General features: G+C 42.9%; 15 protein-coding genes and 1 tRNA gene. 7 read left to right on the top strand and 9 right to left on the bottom strand.

Annotated elements, in window-relative coordinates:
* Window positions 1-38 precede the first annotated feature (38 nt).
* Window positions 39-749 (top strand): orotidine-5'-phosphate decarboxylase, encoded by a 711-nt coding sequence (pyrF, locus tag H6F42_RS19615; RefSeq protein WP_190401074.1) that lies wholly within the window; start codon window positions 39-41, stop codon window positions 747-749.
* A 30-nt stretch (window positions 750-779) separates the two neighbouring features.
* Here the strand turns inward: pyrF and H6F42_RS19610 are convergent, their stop codons facing one another.
* The 5 genes from H6F42_RS19610 to H6F42_RS19590 form a co-directional block, all read right to left on the bottom strand.
* A complete protein-coding gene (locus H6F42_RS19610; protein ID WP_190401073.1) occupies window positions 780-1,142 on the bottom strand; it encodes a DUF2237 domain-containing protein in 363 nt (120 codons plus the stop codon).
* Window positions 1,133-1,684, bottom strand: coding sequence for a peptide deformylase (def, locus tag H6F42_RS19605; protein ID WP_190401072.1), 552 nt, complete (start codon window positions 1,682-1,684; stop codon window positions 1,133-1,135). The genes H6F42_RS19610 and def overlap by 10 nt, the downstream gene beginning before the upstream one ends.
* A 12-nt stretch (window positions 1,685-1,696) precedes the next feature.
* Entirely contained in the window at window positions 1,697-1,924 is a 228-nt protein-coding gene (locus H6F42_RS19600; protein WP_190401071.1) for a hypothetical protein, read from the bottom strand.
* A 190-nt stretch (window positions 1,925-2,114) separates the two neighbouring features.
* Complete coding sequence (locus H6F42_RS19595) at window positions 2,115-3,470, bottom strand: tetratricopeptide repeat protein (RefSeq protein WP_190401070.1); 1,356 nt, start codon at window positions 3,468-3,470, stop codon at window positions 2,115-2,117.
* A gap of 69 nt (window positions 3,471-3,539) precedes the next feature.
* On the bottom strand, window positions 3,540-5,030 hold the full coding sequence (locus H6F42_RS19590) for a hypothetical protein (protein WP_190401069.1): 1,491 nt from the start codon (window positions 5,028-5,030) through the stop codon (window positions 3,540-3,542).
* Between the two features lie 285 nt (window positions 5,031-5,315).
* Between H6F42_RS19590 and pdxH the strand changes: the two genes are divergently transcribed.
* Together pdxH and H6F42_RS19580 are read left to right on the top strand one after the other, a co-directional pair.
* Window positions 5,316-5,954 carry a pyridoxamine 5'-phosphate oxidase gene (pdxH, locus tag H6F42_RS19585; RefSeq protein ID WP_190401068.1) on the top strand — a complete coding sequence of 213 codons (639 nt, stop codon included), beginning with the start codon at window positions 5,316-5,318 and terminating at the stop codon, window positions 5,952-5,954.
* Window positions 5,955-6,156: 202 nt separating this feature from the next.
* Window positions 6,157-7,287 carry a CO2 hydration protein gene (locus H6F42_RS19580; protein ID WP_190401067.1) on the top strand — a complete coding sequence of 377 codons (1,131 nt, stop codon included), beginning with the start codon at window positions 6,157-6,159 and terminating at the stop codon, window positions 7,285-7,287.
* Window positions 7,288-7,404: 117 nt separating this feature from the next.
* Here H6F42_RS19580 and H6F42_RS19575 read toward each other — a convergent pair whose 3' ends face one another.
* Window positions 7,405-8,631: an HD domain-containing protein gene (locus H6F42_RS19575; RefSeq protein WP_190401066.1), complete on the bottom strand. Its 1,227-nt coding sequence runs from the start codon at window positions 8,629-8,631 to the stop codon at window positions 7,405-7,407.
* Window positions 8,632-8,861: 230 nt separating this feature from the next.
* Here H6F42_RS19575 and cpdA point away from each other — a divergent pair, with 230 nt between their 5' ends.
* Window positions 8,862-9,686 (top strand): 3',5'-cyclic-AMP phosphodiesterase, encoded by an 825-nt coding sequence (cpdA, locus tag H6F42_RS19570; RefSeq protein WP_190401065.1) that lies wholly within the window; start codon window positions 8,862-8,864, stop codon window positions 9,684-9,686.
* A 33-nt stretch (window positions 9,687-9,719) separates the two neighbouring features.
* On the opposite strand, the gene H6F42_RS19565 is transcribed toward cpdA, so the two are convergent.
* Complete coding sequence (locus H6F42_RS19565; RefSeq protein WP_190401064.1) at window positions 9,720-9,962, bottom strand: 2TM domain-containing protein; 243 nt, start codon at window positions 9,960-9,962, stop codon at window positions 9,720-9,722.
* A 332-nt stretch (window positions 9,963-10,294) separates the two neighbouring features.
* Between H6F42_RS19565 and H6F42_RS19560 the strand changes: the two genes are divergently transcribed.
* Window positions 10,295-12,001, top strand: a complete 1,707-nt coding sequence (locus H6F42_RS19560; RefSeq protein ID WP_190401063.1) for a flavin reductase — start codon at window positions 10,295-10,297, stop codon at window positions 11,999-12,001.
* Between the two features lie 152 nt (window positions 12,002-12,153).
* Here H6F42_RS19560 and H6F42_RS22375 read toward each other — a convergent pair whose 3' ends face one another.
* Together H6F42_RS22375 and H6F42_RS19550 are read right to left on the bottom strand one after the other, a co-directional pair.
* Window positions 12,154-14,136, bottom strand: a complete 1,983-nt coding sequence (locus tag H6F42_RS22375; RefSeq protein ID WP_190401062.1) for a HAMP domain-containing sensor histidine kinase — start codon at window positions 14,134-14,136, stop codon at window positions 12,154-12,156.
* 225 nt (window positions 14,137-14,361) lie between these two features.
* A complete protein-coding gene (locus H6F42_RS19550) occupies window positions 14,362-15,858 on the bottom strand; it encodes an Ig-like domain-containing protein (RefSeq protein ID WP_190401061.1) in 1,497 nt (498 codons plus the stop codon).
* Between the two features lie 405 nt (window positions 15,859-16,263).
* On the opposite strand from H6F42_RS19550, the gene H6F42_RS19545 reads away from it, so the two are divergent.
* Together H6F42_RS19545 and H6F42_RS19540 are read left to right on the top strand one after the other, a co-directional pair.
* On the top strand, window positions 16,264-17,565 hold the full coding sequence (locus tag H6F42_RS19545) for a TldD/PmbA family protein (RefSeq protein ID WP_190401060.1): 1,302 nt from the start codon (window positions 16,264-16,266) through the stop codon (window positions 17,563-17,565).
* Window positions 17,566-17,631: 66 nt separating this feature from the next.
* Window positions 17,632-17,705 (top strand) — tRNA-Arg (locus tag H6F42_RS19540).
* The last annotated feature ends 132 nt before the right edge of the window (window positions 17,706-17,837 follow it).

Raw genomic sequence — 17,837 nt, 5'->3', positions numbered from 1 at the left:
CATAGGATTCTAGTATCGTTCAAATTTGCGATAAAGCAATGAAAATAAACCTTAACCCTGAAGATCCGAAAAACAAAATTATTGTGGCGCTTGATCTGCCCTCGGCGGCTGAGGCAATCGCTTTGTGCGATCGCTTACCACAGGTAAATTTCTGGAAAGTCGGGCTAGAGCTATTTATTGCTGATGGCAACACAATTTTGCAGGAGCTAAAAGCGCGTCATAAAAAGGTTTTTCTCGATCTCAAGCTCCATGATATTCCCAATACCGTTGCTTCGGCTTGTCGCGTAGCCACTAAATACGGTGCGGACTTCCTAACAATTCATGCGTCTGGAGGCAAGGCGATGATGCAGGCGGCCCAAGGGGAGGTGCTAGGCTCATCCACGCAATTACTAGCGGTGTCCTTACTAACGAGTATTTCTGCTAATGAATTAGCTTCTGACCTTAAGGTAAGTCTTGAAGTTTCCGACTATGTTTCGCAATTGGTGTTATTAGCTCAGGAAAGTGGGCTGACGGGAGCCGTGTGTTCGCCCCATGAGGTGGCAAATTTGCGATCGCTGCTTGGTAAGGATTTTTGCTTTGTAACCCCCGGGGTACGTCCCGCAGGATCGGCGCTTGGTGATCAAAGTCGAGTGATGACTCCCCAAGAAGCGATCGCCGCAGGGGCAAATTATTTAGTTATTGGCAGACCGATTAATGCGGCTCCTGATCCCGTCGCTGCTTGGGAACAGATTTGTCAAAATCTAACCTAACCAAACATCTCGCTGAGCGAGATGTTTGGTTTAAATCCCATGTTTTTTGAGTTCGTCTAGAGATACATATTTCAAAGCCGCTTCGTGAGTAGCCGCCAGATCTACGGGTGGGGCAACCCCTGCATCAAGCGATTCCTTCCATCTGGATGCACATAAACACCAGCGATCGCCCGATTTTAGTCCCACAAAATTAAACATTGGTGCAGGTGTTCGTAAGTCATTGCCTTGAGCCTTGGTATAGTCCAGAAACTCATCAGTAACTTGGGCGCAGATGACATGTTTACCCATATCTTGCGCTCCCGTCTGACAAAATCCATCTCGATAAAATCCTGTTACGGGCGATGAACAACAAAGGGCAAGATTTTCACCCAAAACATTTTTGACTACTGCCATAATTTTTTATATTCCTCTTCCGAAGCCAGATCCAACGTATTTTCAACGCGATCTAGAAAAACTTTGCCTTCGAGATGGTCGTACTCATGCTGAAAAATTCTTGCCACGAAATCAGTTAGTTTAATAACTTGGCGATCGCCTTGACGGTCGAGATATTCCACCTCAATTTCTCGATAGCGTGGCACAAGTCCTCGAATCATCGGCACGGATAGACAACCTTCCCATCCTTTTTCAGTGTCTTGGGTATGTCCAATGATTTGGGGATTAATCATTGCCGTGGGTTCCATTTGTGGCGCATGGGGATAGCGATCATTCGGATGAGAAGCAATGATAATCAACTGGAGAGACTGCCCCACTTGCGGAGCCGCTAAGCCCACACCCTTGCTTTCCTTGAGCGTAACTAACATATCATCAATTAGTTTTTGGATTTGGCGATCGCGCACATTGGCGATCGGTTGCGCGATCGCCCGTAATGCAGGATTGCCTAACTGATGAATTGATAATTTCTGGGCAAATAGCTTTTCTAGGACAGGAACTAACATGATAGTTATCTATTACCCTTTGGGATTGGCTTCGTAGGCAAGAATATCAATCAACGCATCCGCTTCAGCAACGGCTAATCGTGCTTTTTGGTACTCATCTTCAAACTTAGTGTTTGTCGAAGTATAGGCTTGCATAATCATAATCGCAAAATATTCACGTTTAGTCATTCCCTCAACCAAGCTATCAGTGTCTCGGTTATAGGCCATGGGAAATGCGCTATCACTGCGTCTAGTGGACATATATTGCTTTCCTCACAAAATATCAAGGCATATTTTAGCATCAACCTAAAACCCAAAAGAGTTGTGACGCTTTTGCACTACAACTCTCTTTTTAGTCTTTTTTGGGCAAACAAACTTCAAGAACACCTTTAAAAGCGTTGCTTCGCAACGCTTTTAAAGGTGTTCTTAGCGGGGATTTTATGGCAAAGCGCTATAAAACTTTTTTCAGTAGCTTACGCAGTTGTAAAGCTTCTTGATAATTTGGTTGCTTTTTTAAAATTTGGTCTACCGTGGCGGATGACTCGCGATAGCGTTTAGTCGCGTATTGGCACACAGCGATGCCATACTCCGTGTCAATGCGTTCGACACCGCCCCAGAGGGTATTAGCTTTTAAAGAGCGACTATAGGCAGCGATCGCCTCGTCATACTTGCTTTGGCTATAGAGAATCAGACCGCGATTGTGCCATGCCTCTGCGAAACCACCCGATAAATCAAGCGCTTTTTGATAGGCTTGCAAAGCTTCAATATCGCGTTTTGCTTTCCTCAGCACATTGCCTTTTTTGTACCAACTGGCATAGTCATCGGGTTCGAGAGCGATGACGCGATCGTAGGAGCTAATAGCTTCAGGATAGGATTTTAGAAGAGTCAGGGCATCGGCTCTAGCGTCCCACGCATTCGCATATTTGGGATTAGTCGCAATTATGCGATCAAAAATTGTTGCGGCTTTCGCATATTCCGCCCGATCCATTAAGCGAATTCCTTCAATATAGGATTCATAGGAACTTTCATCAATATTATTTTGAAAGAACTTCATGTCAGGATTACTCAGCCGAATGCTTTTGCCACGTTCAAACGCCCTAATAGCCTCTTTGTAGCGTCCTAATCTCGATTTTGCCTCTGCTTCGCCATAGTACACAACATAGTCTTGAATACTAAATAATGGTCTAAATTTCAAATTGTAAGGGGTATTAGGCGATAGTAAAACTGAACGCCGATAGGAACGACGAGCTTCTTCGTAGCGTTCTAATCGAAATAGAGCGAGTCCTCGATAAAACCACACAAATCCATAGTCTGATCTAATCTTCAATGACCTATCGAGGGAATCGAGAGCCTCTTGATATCTTTGCAAATCAACCAAGGCTGTACCCCGATTAAACCACCATAGATAGTAGTCTTCTTGTTTTACTACAGGCTTAACGCGATCAACAAAACTAGCACCTGGTTTGATTTTTAAAGCCATATCATAGGAGGCGATCGCTTCGCTATACTCCTTTAAACCTGCCAAGGCTAGCCCACGGTTATTCCAGAGTTCGGGATCTTTCTGTCCGCGAGGATCTCGGAGAGCAATTTCAAAGCAATCTAGCGCTTCCACAAATTGATCTTTTTTAAGGTAAAGGCTACCGCGCAATTTGTAGTTTCCGGGATGGAGAGGCAGAGAGCCAATATCACAGGTAAGGCTTTGGCTCAAAGCTACGGGAGGATTAACTAATCCTGAAAAGTCCAGAGCAAGTCCTGATAGAACCAGCCAGTAGGGTAGCGATCGCCAAAGTAAAGATTGAGAATTCATATTATTTATCTGATTTATTCTATTTTCGATGATTGTGGAACATACCAAGTAGAATTAGTTTTATTGGTATTAGTTAGCTGCTCTCGGTGGTGGTGCTTCTTTAGGAGGAGCCGAATACGAAGGTGGAGAATACGAAGGCGCGTTATAGGAAGGAGTTTCGAGGGGTTCGGGAACTTCTGGATTGATTACTGGCGGCTCTGGATTTAGAGGAGGCACATACTCAGAGGGTGGCGCAATAGGAAGTGGGGCTTCCATCTTTCTATTAAGCTGCTGCTTGGCATTTTCTAAAATCTTTTTACTGCGTTGTTGCCAATAGGGAGTTGACGAAATACTCTTTAAAATATCGATCGCCTGTTGCCCAGAGCCATTGGTGATCGCTATTTCAGCTTTGGCGATCGCCTCGTTATTTTTTTTCATATCTTCTTGCCATTGTTTGATTAATAGATCAACTTTGGGGCGCAGGCTACTACTAGCGGGAATTTCCTGCAAAATTGTCTTGACTTCCATCAGGTTTCCCGTACTTTCATATTTAGCTTTAGCCGAGCCTATCAGCCTATTCAATTTTTCTTCAGCTTTTTGAGCATTCTCAAGGCGTGTCGCTTCTGATACTGTCGCCACCGTTTGATTTTTAATGTTAGAGGCTTCAGTATTGGTAAGAGGATTCTTTAAAGAATTTAAAGAACTTGTCTGATTATTGGTTTGATTAAAAAAATAAATGGCAATTATCCCCACACCCATAATTCCTATTCCCAAAAGTAAAAGTAGCAAAAAACCTTTTCTTCCCTTAGCATTTGACCGAGATATATGTTGATTAGAATCAGTCGAAAATTTCGTTCTTCTATAGGTGGGAGAATCAGGAAGTTCTGCTTTTAGTTCACTTATTTCTGGTCTATTGTTAGAGCTAAAATCTAATTTTTCGGTACTTTGGGGATTTGCTATTGATTCCCCTGATCCTAGCTTAGAAGGAGGTAAGGGCAAGGGTTTCGCAAAATTTATTGCTGTTGAATTATGGTCTGGCAAAACTAGTTCAGAAATATTTTCGGCGATCGCAAGTTCTGCATCATCTTTGATGAGAATTGACTGAATTGATCGCAACATTTGTCCTGCATTTACATACCGAAAGTCTAACGAATCAAATAGCGTAATATTTAGAATCTGAATGAATCGACTACTAACATTACAATGATCTTCCCAATCCCATTCGTTGCGAGCATTTTTGAGCTTTTCAGGTGGTAAACCTGTTAATAAGGCGATCGTGAAAACACCCAGAGCGTAGATGTCCCCCGCAGGCGTAGCTTCTCGATTTATGGCGACTTCTGGAGCGAGGTAAATTGGATAGTTATTCCCCTGCCCTGAGAGCAAAACGATATACATCCGACTAGCATCATAGGCAACGGTATCCAGTGAGATTGCCCCATGAGCTTGCTTAAGAGCGTGCAGTTTGGTGAGTTGAGAAAGTACTTGGCGTAAAATATCTATTGCCTCGGCTTCCGAGAAACCTTGCCCTTGTCTTTGGTCTAGGAGAGATCGATAGGTTGTGTATTGAGGAAGGTTTTGCATAATCCATCGATTCGTAGGTTAGCTATAGCAGTTTTTCCATGAGTGTATACTCACTTAAAAACCAAAAATCAATCCTAGCAAGAGTTTTAGGGTTTTGTTTTTGCCTATGGCTAAATAAAAACTCTTATATTAAGTAAAGTATACTAAATGAGGTGTAAGTAATTAAGCGTAATTAAATATCAAACCTTTAAACCTTTGATACACACAGTGTGCGCCACAGGTTTAAGTTCTGTTTATTAATTATGCCCCCCTACTTAGAGAAATGATCAAATTAGAGAGTATTTAATGGATATTCATGCATTAAGAGAGGAATATAAACAATCCCAGCTAAGACGAAAAGACCTGCAAGACGATCCATTTAAACAGTTTGAAATTTGGTTTCAGCAAGCTTGCCATGCGGAACTCTTAGAACCAAATGCCATGACTTTAGCGACGGTGTCAGCAGAGGGTAAGCCCTTTATGCGAACAGTTTTATTAAAATATTTTGATCGTCAGGGCTTTGTTTTTTTTACTAATTACGAAAGTAGAAAAGCACAGCAAATAGAACTAAATCATAACGTTTCTATTCTATTTACTTGGCTACCTCTTCAACGTCAAATCCATATCACTGGCTCTGCCGAAAAGGTGACTACCGCAGAATCTTGGGAATATTTTACTTCCCGACCTAGAGGCAGTCAGTTAGGGGCTTGGAGTTCTCAACAGAGTTCGGTAATTTCCTCTCGCAAACTTCTACTAATGCAATTTGAAGAAGTAAAGCGCAAATTTTTAGATGGAGAGATTCCTTTGCCTTCTTTTTGGGGTGGATATCGCATAGTGCCTGATAGCTTTGAGTTTTGGCAAGGTTGCTCCAATCGCTTACACGATCGCTTTTTATATACCCCTCAAGGCGATCGCCCATGGCAAATTCAACGCCTAGCACCTTAATCACGATTAAATGCGATTAAACCCAATGAATAATTAAAGGTGCGCGGCTCCGCTGCGCACCTTTAATTATTCACTTTTTAATACCTATTCCTTGGGTGGGAAGGGAAGATCTATTGAAGAAATCGCTCAAACATTACAGCGCTAAGCGCTGTAGGATTGCTATACAAAGCTAATTAACAAAATTTATTAACAAAATTTAAATATGAGTGTACTGATACCAAATAAAAAAGTTGAACCCGCCTTTGCTGCGGTAAAGGAACGTCTCGAAGAAGGAGGGGCTTTACTACCAGACTCGCCCGATAACTTGTTAGAGGTGGTTGGTATCCTCAAAAGCTATGGAGTAGTCCTCGGTGAATATTATCGAAATCTCACCTATGTTTCTGAAAATCAATTTTTAGTTGTTTTCCCATTTTTTAAGTTTTTTAATGGCAGTTTTTCGCTAAATAAACTAGGTCGTCATTGGTGGCACGATCGCATTAACTTTGAGTTCGCCGAATACTGTATGAAAGCGATGTTTTGGCATGGTGGTGGTGGGCTGGATGCCTATTTGGACTCTGAGGATTTTCAAGGCAGAGCTAAAGCCGCGATCGCCGCCAAAGTGAAGGGCAATCCCATAATGACCGTTTTAAATGGTCTATTCCCAGACTTTTTGCCTGAACAGGTGCGTCTATTGACCTATTACAGTGCCTTGGGTTATTTCTGGTCGTTCATGTCGCCGATGTTTTTAGAATTAAGCGATCGCTACGACCGTGGCGAAATTAAGAGTATTCCCGATGTGGTGCGTCATGTGCAGGATGGGCTAGTCGCCGCCGCGAGCGTACCCTACACCTATAAAGTGGAAATTAAGGGCAAAGATTACGAAATTGTGCCAGCTTCCGCCAATTTGAGTTTTTTGATGGATACCGCAGTTCCCTACGTTGAGGCGGTATTTTTCCGTTCCTTCCCTTTCCGAGGCACGGTGTCCTACAACGCACAGGCGCATCAAATATCTACAGAAATATCGCAGTTTAACTATGGCGTACTCTATGCCGATCCCTTGCCTGTCGGTGGTGCAGGGATTCCGCCAACTTTGTTAATGCAGGATATGCGGCACTATTTGCCCGAATATCTCCAAAAGTTCTATCAATCTGGCGATCGCGGGGCTGAGGACTTATTGGTAAAAATTTGTTTGTCTTTTCAAAAGTCAATGTTTTGCGTGACTACGGCAGCTTTGCGCGGATTAGCACCTCATCCTTTTGAGACCAAAGATCCTCAAGAGAAGGAAGTCAATGACAAATTTATTAACCCTTGGCTAGATCGTCTATCGCGATCGCGACTATACACATTGCAATAAATAAAAAAAAGCCGCTTCGCGGCTTTTTTTATTTATTGCATAAGCACTGACTTGCTGTTGAAGCCCAAACAAGAGATTTTTTAAAAGTGTTGCAAAGCAACACTTTTAAAAAATCTCTTATGGATGCACTAACCATGCTCTTTGAATAGGTTGCACGATCGCTTGTACTAGCGGGGACATTTTGGAAATATCTTGTAAACCTTGTTCCGTTTGGATATTAATCCCTTGTCGGTAAATGCTATAGCCCTTGGTTCGTGAAACCCTAATACCACAATAGTATTTCGGCTCAATTCCTTGAGATGTGAGTTTGGCATACCAACTATTCAGGCTTTCTTGCTGCTGAATATCATCTAGATGGGAAATATCCGTCGCGTGCAGCAAATCTCGATCTAAAAAACGACGACATAAATCCGCCAAAATTCCATCATTACTATCGCGCCAGCGATGAATATGGTAAGCAAACACCACATCATCGGAGGCAAGATAATCCTCACAGCTAAGACTTTGCGGATCTTGGGTTAGCCAAGCCGTCATCGTGCGATCGCTAAAAAATTCGCCCCCCGATCTGCCATCGGCTATCAGAAACTTAGCTCTGCGGAAAATTCTTTCTAACAAAAACCTTGCCGCTAAATTTTTAGCATGGTTATAAACCTGCAAATACATGAAGTATCGCACCGTCAAATAATGCTCGATCGCTACGATGCCTTTACGCCCAATCACTAAGTTTTGAGAAATAGGATCAAAGCGCATCGCTAGCAAAATTCGATCAATATCTAACTGCCCATATTTCGCGCCTGTGAAATAGCCATCGCGTTGTAAATAATCAAGGCGATCGCAGTCTATTTGGCTAGAAACTAGTTGATAAATTAAAGGTACAGCATATTTTTTTGTAAATATTTTTTCTAAATCCGCAACTAAATTAGAAGAAAAGTTGTTGAGGATCTCCGCAATTTTGCCGAACTTTATTAATCGTAAAGTCCATATTTCATGGTTACTACCAAATACTTCCTCCGAAGCGTGACTATAGGCAGCATGACCCAGATCGTGCAGGAGGGCGGCGACTAACACCGCAGTCCGATGGGTTTCGAGGTAGGGATATTTTGCGGTAATAGCGTTAAAAGCTCGCCTTGTTAACGCCATTACGCCTAGAGAATGGGTAAAACGTGACCCCTCTGCACCGTGAAACGTAAAATAGGCAATGTCGAGTTGATGAATTCTTCTTAAGCGCTGAAACTCAGGCGTATCAATTAATTGAATCAATAAAAACTCAGTGCGATCGCTACCATCAAGAGTAATTGCGCCATGAATAGGATCGTTATAAGTACGCGACTTACCAAATAGCATAAAACTCAACCAAGAGGGCTGTGATACAAATCACATCGTACCGATTACAGCTATCATAAGTTAATAAGCAGATATAAGCTTTTTGATAAAATCAAAATCTGAAAAAATTTGGCTATCTGCTCAATGGGCTGAGCAGTTGCTAATTTCTCGATTAATCCTAATCAAACCTAGAAATTAGTACAGAAATAAATGGTTGCTACTTAAAGCTTATTTGTACAGGCATAGGTAGTATGAAAGGCAAGACAAATTGCGGTAATTCTTTTTCAATTGCACAGTTAACCGATATTCATCTATTTGAAGATATCAACAAGTCATTGTTGGGAATTCAGACTGAAGCTTCTTTTCAAGCTGTCTTAACAGAAGTCAAACGCAGTCTATTACCAATTGATGCAATGCTTTTGACGGGGGACTTAACCCAAGACGGGAGTATCGCTTCTTACACACGCTTGCGCCAAAGCCTTGATGATTTCGCAATCCCTGCCTACTGCCTAGCGGGTAATCATGACGATATACCCCTCATGCAATCCCATCTGCCTAGCGAATATGTGCATTTACGGCGATCGCTAGACATCGGCAAATGGAGAATTCTCTTCCTTAACTCCGTTGTTGTAGACGCGGTGTATGGCTATCTATCAGGCGAAGAACTTTCCTATTTAGAGAATACGCTCAATGCTTATCCCGATCGCCCTACTCTAATCACCTTCCATCATCCTGCCGTTCCCCTTGGCTCTCAGTGGATTGATAGCATCTGTCTAGAGAATCAAGAAGAGTTTTGGGAAATATGCGATCGGCATCCCCAAATAGAAGTCGTTTTAAATGGTCATGCCCATCAAGCCTTCGACCAAATTTATGAAACCCCTCATAACTCCGTGCGTTGTTTAGTTACGCCTTCCACTTGCATTCAATTTGAGCCTCAAAATTATAAATTTCAAATTGACAGCCAACCTCCCGGATTTCGATATTTACGGCTTTACGCTGACGGCACTCTAGAAACTGAAATTCATCGTCTCAAAATAGGAAGCTTCCACCCAGATTTAGCCGCAGTGGGCTATTAAAAAAGAAAGCGGTGCAAAGCACCGCTTTCTTCTTTATGTGATAGGAACTTGCTTTTCTTTGGCAAATACCCAAATTCCATGACCGAGAATCAATATTGCCCAGATGATGGCAACCCATACTGACCATATCCACACCTTGTCAGTAATAGATTGCACAAACCACATACAAGTGCTGCAAGCAGAATAAAGGGCAAGGTGTAAATAAAAGTTAACTCTACGTTCGAGATTTTGGTACTCAGGATCGTTAGGATCTGGCGGCTTGGATAGCTTGGGCATGAGGGATAGAAATTTCTAACTTTAGTCTAAGCCTATGCTAGCGCAAAACTTGGTCTTTGCTAATGGGGCAAACTTTGACTTCCAGTAAAGCCTCAGGATTGTCGAAAATCTGTTTTCTAAATCTGTCCGAAGTGTTGCTATAGCGGTGGTCACTTGCATTAGGAGAAATCCAAACCCCAGAAGCGAGTTGCGGGCAACTCGCTTCTGGTTTTATGTCCTATAACAAGACTGACCACAGCTATATAAGAAAAACTATGCATGAAATTATGCTGTGTTAACTCTTGATCGCTATGATTGAGATTAAGAAGCATAAGAGTTTGGAGACAGCAATCGTGACTAACAATAAACCCCGCGATGTACAAGCAATCTACATTGCTGCCGAAACCTTAGCCTTGCGATCGCGTAGTTGGAATCGCCTGCGCTTTGAAATTGAATATGCCCTCGAAAAAGGGACTACGGCTAATTCCTTCTTGATTCAAGGAAATTTACAGGCGTTAATCGATCCTCCGGGGGGGACGTTTACCGAAATTTATCTCAAGGAACTTAGTCAACGTACCAATATTCTCGATATTAGTTATGTGATTTTGGGGCATGTTAATACTAACCGTATAGACACTATCAAAGCCTTACTGGAAATTAATAGTCGCCTTACCTTTATATGCACAAATCCGGGGGCGATCGCTTTACGTCAGGAGCTTGACGAAGAACGGGAGCTAAAAATACAGGTGGTACGGGGTGAAGAAACCCTTGACTTAGGCAAAGGGCATCTTCTCAAATTTATTCCCACTTCTACCCCACGCCATCCTGACGAGCTTTGCACCTATGACACCAAGACGCAAATTGTCTATACCGATAAGTTTTTTGGAGCGCATATTTGCGGCGATCAAGTATTTGATGAAGGCTGGAGTACACTCTTAGGCGATCGCCGTTATTACTTTGATAGCACGATGGCAAACCAAGTCCGTCAGGTGGAGTCTGCTCTGGATAAGTTAGCAGAGTTACCGACGAGCTTTTATGCCCCCGGTCATGGTCCTATGCTTCGCTACGGACTGCATGAATTAGTTAATCTCTATCGCCAATGGAGCGAAGCCCAGAAGCAACAAAATATTTCCGTGGCTCTGCTTTTCGCGTCCGCCTATGGCAACACCACGACGATCGCCAATGCCTTGGCTAGAGGTATTACCAAAGCAGGAGTAGCGGTTGAGCTAATTAATTGCGAAAGCGTAGAACCAGAAGAAATTAAGGCAGCGATCGAAAAATCCTCTGGATTTTTAATTGGATCACCTACCCTCGCAGGACATTTGCCCACCCAAGTCCAAACTGCTTTAGGCATCGTCCTATCAACCGCTACTAAAAGCTATCAAGCAGGTGTATTCGGTTCCTACGGATGGAGTGGTGAAGCCGTTGATATTATTGCTGGCAAGCTGAAGGATGCGGGCTACACCCTCGCCTTTGAGCCAATCCGCATCAAATTCAAGCCCACCGAAGCCACACTCCAAATTTGCGAAGAAACAGGCACTGACTTTGCACAAGCTTTAAAACGTGCCAAAAAAGTCCGCACGACTTTAAATCCTGGTAGCACCGTTGAGCAGGCTGTAGGACGCATCGTTGGTTCCCTATGCGTATTGACAGTCAAACGGGGCGAAATTTCAACAGCTATGCTCGCGTCTTGGGTATCGCAAGCAACCTTCAATCCTCCAGGATTAACGATCGCTGTAGCCAAGGATCGGGCGATCGAGACTTATATGTTTGAAGGCGATCGCTTTGTGTTGAATATCTTGGAGCAGGGCAAACAACTACGCCGCCACTTCATGAAAAAATTTGCCCCGGGGGAAGACCGCTTTGCAGATGTCAACGTAGAAGATACGGAAGGTGGACTGATCTTGCCCGAAGGTTTAGCCTACTTGGAATGTCGGGTCGCTCAACGGATGGAATGTGGCGATCATTGGCTAGTCTATGCGATCGTGGAAAATGGGAAGCTTTTACAATCCAACGGTTTAACTGCCATCCATCACCGTAAAACCGCCAGTAATTATTAAATAATCCAAATTTTGGAGTGCGGCTCCGCCGCACTCCAAAATTTGGATTTTATACCCACTGAAGAAAGGGCGTAACCATTCCTTTATTAAAAAAAAACTATGGGGTTTGGTTTTAAAGTACAAAAGTGTGCCAACACTTTTGTACTTTGGTATTAGATAGGCAACAGTACTTCAAACTCAGTTCCGATAGTAACGTCACCATTGTTGTTGAGATAGGGCGATCGCAGCACAATCTTGCCATTGTGCTGTTGAGTCACAATCTGATAGCAAATCGCTAAACCTAGCCCCGTCCCCTTCCCTTGCCCCTTAGTAGTAAAGAAATTATCAAAAATGCGATCTTGAATTTCCTTCGGAATACCTAAACCATTGTCCCCAACTTTAATAGAAATCCATTGGGACTTGTCAACTTCCGCGATCGCCGCCGTGAGCATAATTAGAGGCTGCCATACAATCTGCTCTTCAGTTTGCACATTGCCACTTGTGCGCCCATCAGCCTCCTTAAGCAGCATCTGAGATCTCTGCTTAATCAAATCAGGCTGAGATTTCAAATCTATTAATGCATCAATAGAATTGCTAATCAAGTTCATAAACACTTGAATTAAGCGATCGGTAAATCCATTAATCTTGGGAAGATTGACGTAGTTCTTGACAATCTGAATATTTCTGATTCGACCACTCAGGATTGTTAAACTGCTTTCGACACAATCCAAGAGATCAATGGGTTCGGGATTAGCCTGATCTTCCATATGAGAAAGACTCTGTAAAGTATCCACTAGTCGGCGTAAATATCGAGAACCAGACTGAATACTTCGCACTACTTGCGGCAAATCCGATCGCACAAAATCCCAATCCACCTCTTCTAAGATGTCTTTGATGACTGGGGCTGTGGTTCCATATTCTTTCTCATAGGTTCTGAGTATTTTCACTACCCCCTCGATATAAGTCATCAAGCACTCTGTATTGCCATAAATAGCCGATACAGGGTTGCGAATGTCATGGGATACTTCCGCCACAATTTGTCCCAAACTAGCCATCTTTTCTGTTTGAAACATGGTGGTTTGAGTCTGCTCGCGTAACAGTTTAGTAGCGAGTTCGTGGATATATGACTGAGATTGTAAGAGATCGTGAATATCTAATACAGAATAAATATCACCATCTAAATGCACAATCAGAGGCTCATAAATATCATCACTAACACGACTCAAGGCTAACTGCGATGCCATAACAATAGGCATATTGCCTTGAAGTTTGAGAACTTCCGCTTGTGCTTGTTCGTAAAGTACTCTCAAAGGTCTTTTTGTAAATAGCTCTAGAGCATAGGGACGGCTCAAGCATTCAAAGAAACGACGACGAGATAACATTCCCACATAGTTATCTTGGTCATAAATAATTACCGCAGGTAATAGAGGATTGTCTTTAAAAAGTTGGCTAGCTGAAGCACCAGTCTGCTCTAGATCAATTTTGATGTCATATAAATTTAGTTCACCTATGGATGAATCTAGAGCTAATTTTCGTTTGGAATGTTGTAAAGAATCTGTAGCGGAATCCTGAGATTCGTGGCTAGGTTCATTAGCCATCACCATCAGAGGAATCATCGCCATTTTGCGGGCTAGTTCTTCAGTAGCAGTTTTTCTAATATTTTTCCCTTTGACTGCACCCTTGTCTGGTTGAGACTGTTGGCGTTTGAGATTGTTAATCGCTATCCTGAGAGCCTCAGCATTAACCTCTAGATCTAGCGATTGAGCCGCAGTTGTAAAAGCAGATTCTAAATTGTCTAGCGAAATTTTAGGAAGTAGATCGCTCGCTCCCCGACGAGTTGCCCATCGTTTTTCGACTTCTTTGATTTGAGTTTGACGAGGGTTAACTAATAGAACTTTTAAATTAGGCTCATTATCAGCACACCATTTGCAAAGTTCCGTAGCTAGCAAGGATGTCCCTCCCCCGTATCTGATACCAATATCAGCAATAATTAGATTGGGTAAGGTTTGTTTAGTTTGTCGCTTTTGGTCAAGTAACTTGAGTAAATCTTCAGTCTCAGGGGTTGCCCATACTTCAAGCTGATGTGAGGTTAGGACGTTATGCCACATCAATGATTGCTCTTCTGATAATTGAGCAAGCAAAACAGATTTAACCACGTAACCCCCAAAATTATAAAAAGTGTTTTTTTCATATTAGGTGTTAGGTCAAGTTAGATACAAGCTAAGACTTATAACCTAGAGTTAACCTAAGCTTAATTTATAGCTATTGCCTCTTGTTAGGACACAAAACCAGAAGCGATTTGCGGCGCAACTCGCTTCTGGTAGCAAGCTATGCTCTTCAGTGTGTAAAGTTATTTCTAAGCCAGAAGCTTAGAAATAACTCTAGGGTATCCATCGGGCAAACTTACCAAACATAGGTAATACTTCAGGTTGAGGTAAATTGTTTCTATCTGAGTTGTTAACTGATAGCATAATCAACTGGGTTGGAACTTGAGAAGCTTGAGAACTTCTAGTGGATTGAGCCGAATCTTCGGTACTTGATGGAGTATTGCTAGAGGCATTACTGTTGGGAATAGCAGAATTAAGAAGAATTGATTGTCCATCAGGAGAAATATTAAATTGAACTTCTCTTTGAGATGGAAGTTCGAGAAGTCTTCGTAATTGTGCCGATTCTAGATCGATCGCGGCGAGGTAGGGCTTCTCTCGAAAGATATTTTTAGCGGTATCCTGCTCGACATCCGTAAGAAGGCAATAGAGGTTTTTTTCTTGAGGATCGAATTGAGCGCCAAGGATGGAACCATTAATTTTCGTAAGTTCTTTTTGCACGCCTTGATTATTTACTAAATATAGCGATCGCGTATAGTCCTTATTAAATTTAATTGTCGCCGCCTGTGTACCGCTTCTACCAAAATTTAGGACAGTACCGAATCTGGGGAGAAAGTCCAACGGTGGGGCTTGCGGCTCAAGGGGCAGAATCGCAACTCCTTCGCCTTGAGCGATCGCCACCGACGCGCTGTCGGGCGTAAACATAAAATCCCCTCCTGGTTGATTATCCAGCGATCGTGGTGCTTGATTGTCTTTGATAAGCCAGAGTCCATAGCGTCCAACTTGTTGACGGCTGAGACGCTGCACCAAGATATTTTTGCCATCGGGCGAGAGATCGAATTTAAAGTTTTGAAAGTCATCACTACCAAGAACAGGTTTTATTTCTGGTGAATTTGCCGTTAAGCGATCTTCGCGATCGATTCCCGTCGTTACAACATAGAGTTTTTGATCGAGTAAGCTTTGCCCCACCGCTTCGATCGCGCCAAAAAGAATTTTTTGGCGATCAGGATAAATCCGAAAATCTAGAACAGTTAGATTAGGAGGAGTTAAAACTCGCTTCTCCTTTTGTAGCACATCGTAAAGGACAAGGCGACCTTTTTCTTCTTCTTGGGAGCCAATATAAGCAAAGTAGGGATTGGGAGTTTTAAAGAGTCCTGTAAAAGGGTCGATCGCAATTTTTTTACCAGACTCACTTGCAAAGCGATCATAGGCATTTTCGAGCTTTACTGTATAGGATTTGCCATAGGTCGCAGGTGCTAGCGGCGTATAGGACATGCGCCGCGATGACCAACTGATCTTACCTGCGAGGGGCGGCTCAAATTTCAGATTCTGCTCGACGCTTTCACGATTCATCGGGCGATTAAAAGTCAAGACAAAGGAGATATTGCTGGCATCAATTCTCTGTCCTTGCCAGCTAAAGTCTCTCACCTGTGGGGCAGTGCGATCGCCAATCCATAGCAATATCGCAATCGCTATACTTAATATGGCGACTAAACCAATTGCATAGCGATCGATGGGTTGAGAAAAGAGCTTAAAGCGAGGACTAAGTTGCATATCAGCTTATTGTTAAATTTTTTATTTGAGTTTTTTATCTAAAAATAGAGACTTATCGCCAGAATGTGTGGATTTTATAGCTTTTTTACGACTATTAAATAGAACCCTCCTACTTTTTCCATTCAATATATCCATTAATATTAAACTTTTCAAAGGGCTTAAGAATCTCTGTAGCAAAATCTTGGAATTCAGGATTATTTTCTTTCTTACGCCCTTCTCCGTCTAAGAAATAGACAAGAATTAGGTAGGCGGCGCGAAGCGCCGCCTACCTAATTCTTGAGTGAGAAGGGAGTAGCAAGTTCATAGAATCGAATAAACATCTTTTTGGCGCTTGAAACCACAAAATCGCTTTTTTGAAAGCATGACTTGAACAGTTTAAAATAGAGCAACCTTAATCAATTAGCAATGACCATCGCTCCCGAACAATTACTAGAACTAGCCCTTACATCTGGCTGCGAAGCCGCAGAAGTATATGCATCAAGCTCTATTTCCCGACCTGTATTTTTTGAAGCAAATCGGCTTAAGCAACTCGAAAGTATTGATGCAGAAGGAGTAGGTTTACGGATTTGGCAAAATGGCAAAGTCGGTTTAGCAACTGCCTACGGTACGGTAGAGCCGCAGGACTTAGTGGATCAAGCGATCGCCTTAAGCACCCTCAGCGAACCTGAAGAGATTTTACTGCAAGACTCGACGGTGATCGACTATCCCAAAATCTATGGCGAAGAAGTTAGCGTTAAGCAAATGGTAGATTGGGGGAAATCGGCGATCGCTGAGGTATTAGAGCATTATCCAGAGGCAATTTGTGGGGCGGATTGGGAATGTAGCCAAGAGACGGTCAGGATCATTAATAGCAAAGGACTAGACTGCGGCTATCAAGACATCACGGTGGATGGTGCGCTGACGGCTGAAGTGACGCGAGGCGATGACTTTCTGAATGTTTGGTATGGGCAGTCGGAACGGGGCAAGCTAGAGCCATCCGCGATCGCCCAAAAAGTTCTGCAATATTTAGCATGGGCGAAAAAAAATGCCACCGCACCTTCGGGCAAAGTACCCGTAATTTTTACGAGTAAGGCGGCGGATTTGTTGTGGGGAGTGGTGGCGATCGCCATGAGTGGTAGACAGGTGCAGCAAAAGGCAACACCTTGGCTAGCGAAGGTGGGACAACCTGTGATCGCGCCTATGTTTTCAATAAGCCAAAACCCGAATTTTGGGGTTTACAGCGCTCCCTTTGATGATGAAGGTACGCCCACACAGGAATTTACTTGGATTGATCGCGGTATTTTGCAAGGATTTTATGGCGATATTCGCACCTGTAAGGAATTAGGGATTGCTGCGACTGGTAATGGATTTCGCGGCGATTTGGGAAATTATCCTAGTCCGGGGCTATTTAATTTGGCGATCGCCGCGAGCGAAACGATTCAAGGCGATATTTTAGAGCTAGCGGCAACCTTAAAAAATGGCTTAATTGTCGATCAAGTTTTAGGTGATGATTCCGATTTATCGGGAGATTTTTCGATTAATGTCGATTTGGGCTATCGCGTTAAAAATGGCAAAATCGTCGGTCGAGTCAAAGACACGATGGTGTCAGGAAATATCTATACAGCGCTTAATCAGGTGATTGGGGTGGCAAGCGATCGGCATTGGCACGGTTCTTTATATGTCCCAGCAATGATCGTCGAAGGACTATCGATCACTAGCCGAGGTTAAAGTATCGAAATAGCAGCTTCCTTTTTTAAAGGTAGTTGCTATAATGAGCTAGTTAATACCCTCTTTGGGGCTGTGGCTCAGTTGGATAGAGCAAGCGCCTCCTAAGCGCTAGGTCATCGGTTCGATCCCGATCAGTCCCGTACCACAATTTAATTAAAATTTCATCAGTTAAGCCTTACTTACAGGGCTGTGCGCCTTCTTAAAACCCAGTTAAATTTTGAAAAAGCTTACTTTGTAAGCTTTTTCAAAATTTAGGCACACTACACAAAGCC

The organism is Pseudanabaena sp. FACHB-1998 (genome assembly GCF_014696355.1).
In the GTDB taxonomy this organism is placed as follows: Bacteria; Cyanobacteriota; Cyanobacteriia; order Pseudanabaenales; family Pseudanabaenaceae; genus Pseudanabaena.
This window is presented reverse-complemented; position numbering and strand designations above follow the sequence as displayed.

Coding starts and splice junctions, on each gene's coding strand:
- pyrF (WP_190401074.1), top strand. CDS start 39: ATGAAAATAAACCTTAACCCTGAAGATCCGAAAAACAAAATTATTGTG.
- H6F42_RS19580 (WP_190401067.1), top strand. CDS start 6,157: ATGAGTGTACTGATACCAAATAAAAAAGTTGAACCCGCCTTTGCTGCG.
- H6F42_RS19610 (WP_190401073.1), bottom strand. CDS start 1,142: ATGGCAGTAGTCAAAAATGTTTTGGGTGAAAATCTTGCCCTTTGTTGT.
- H6F42_RS19600 (WP_190401071.1), bottom strand. CDS start 1,924: ATGTCCACTAGACGCAGTGATAGCGCATTTCCCATGGCCTATAACCGA.
- cpdA (WP_190401065.1), top strand. CDS start 8,862: ATGAAAGGCAAGACAAATTGCGGTAATTCTTTTTCAATTGCACAGTTA.
- def (WP_190401072.1), bottom strand. CDS start 1,684: ATGTTAGTTCCTGTCCTAGAAAAGCTATTTGCCCAGAAATTATCAATT.
- H6F42_RS19595 (WP_190401070.1), bottom strand. CDS start 3,470: ATGAATTCTCAATCTTTACTTTGGCGATCGCTACCCTACTGGCTGGTT.
- H6F42_RS19575 (WP_190401066.1), bottom strand. CDS start 8,631: ATGCTATTTGGTAAGTCGCGTACTTATAACGATCCTATTCATGGCGCA.
- pdxH (WP_190401068.1), top strand. CDS start 5,316: ATGGATATTCATGCATTAAGAGAGGAATATAAACAATCCCAGCTAAGA.
- H6F42_RS19545 (WP_190401060.1), top strand. CDS start 16,264: ATGACCATCGCTCCCGAACAATTACTAGAACTAGCCCTTACATCTGGC.
- H6F42_RS19565 (WP_190401064.1), bottom strand. CDS start 9,962: ATGCCCAAGCTATCCAAGCCGCCAGATCCTAACGATCCTGAGTACCAA.
- H6F42_RS19550 (WP_190401061.1), bottom strand. CDS start 15,858: ATGCAACTTAGTCCTCGCTTTAAGCTCTTTTCTCAACCCATCGATCGC.
- H6F42_RS19590 (WP_190401069.1), bottom strand. CDS start 5,030: ATGCAAAACCTTCCTCAATACACAACCTATCGATCTCTCCTAGACCAA.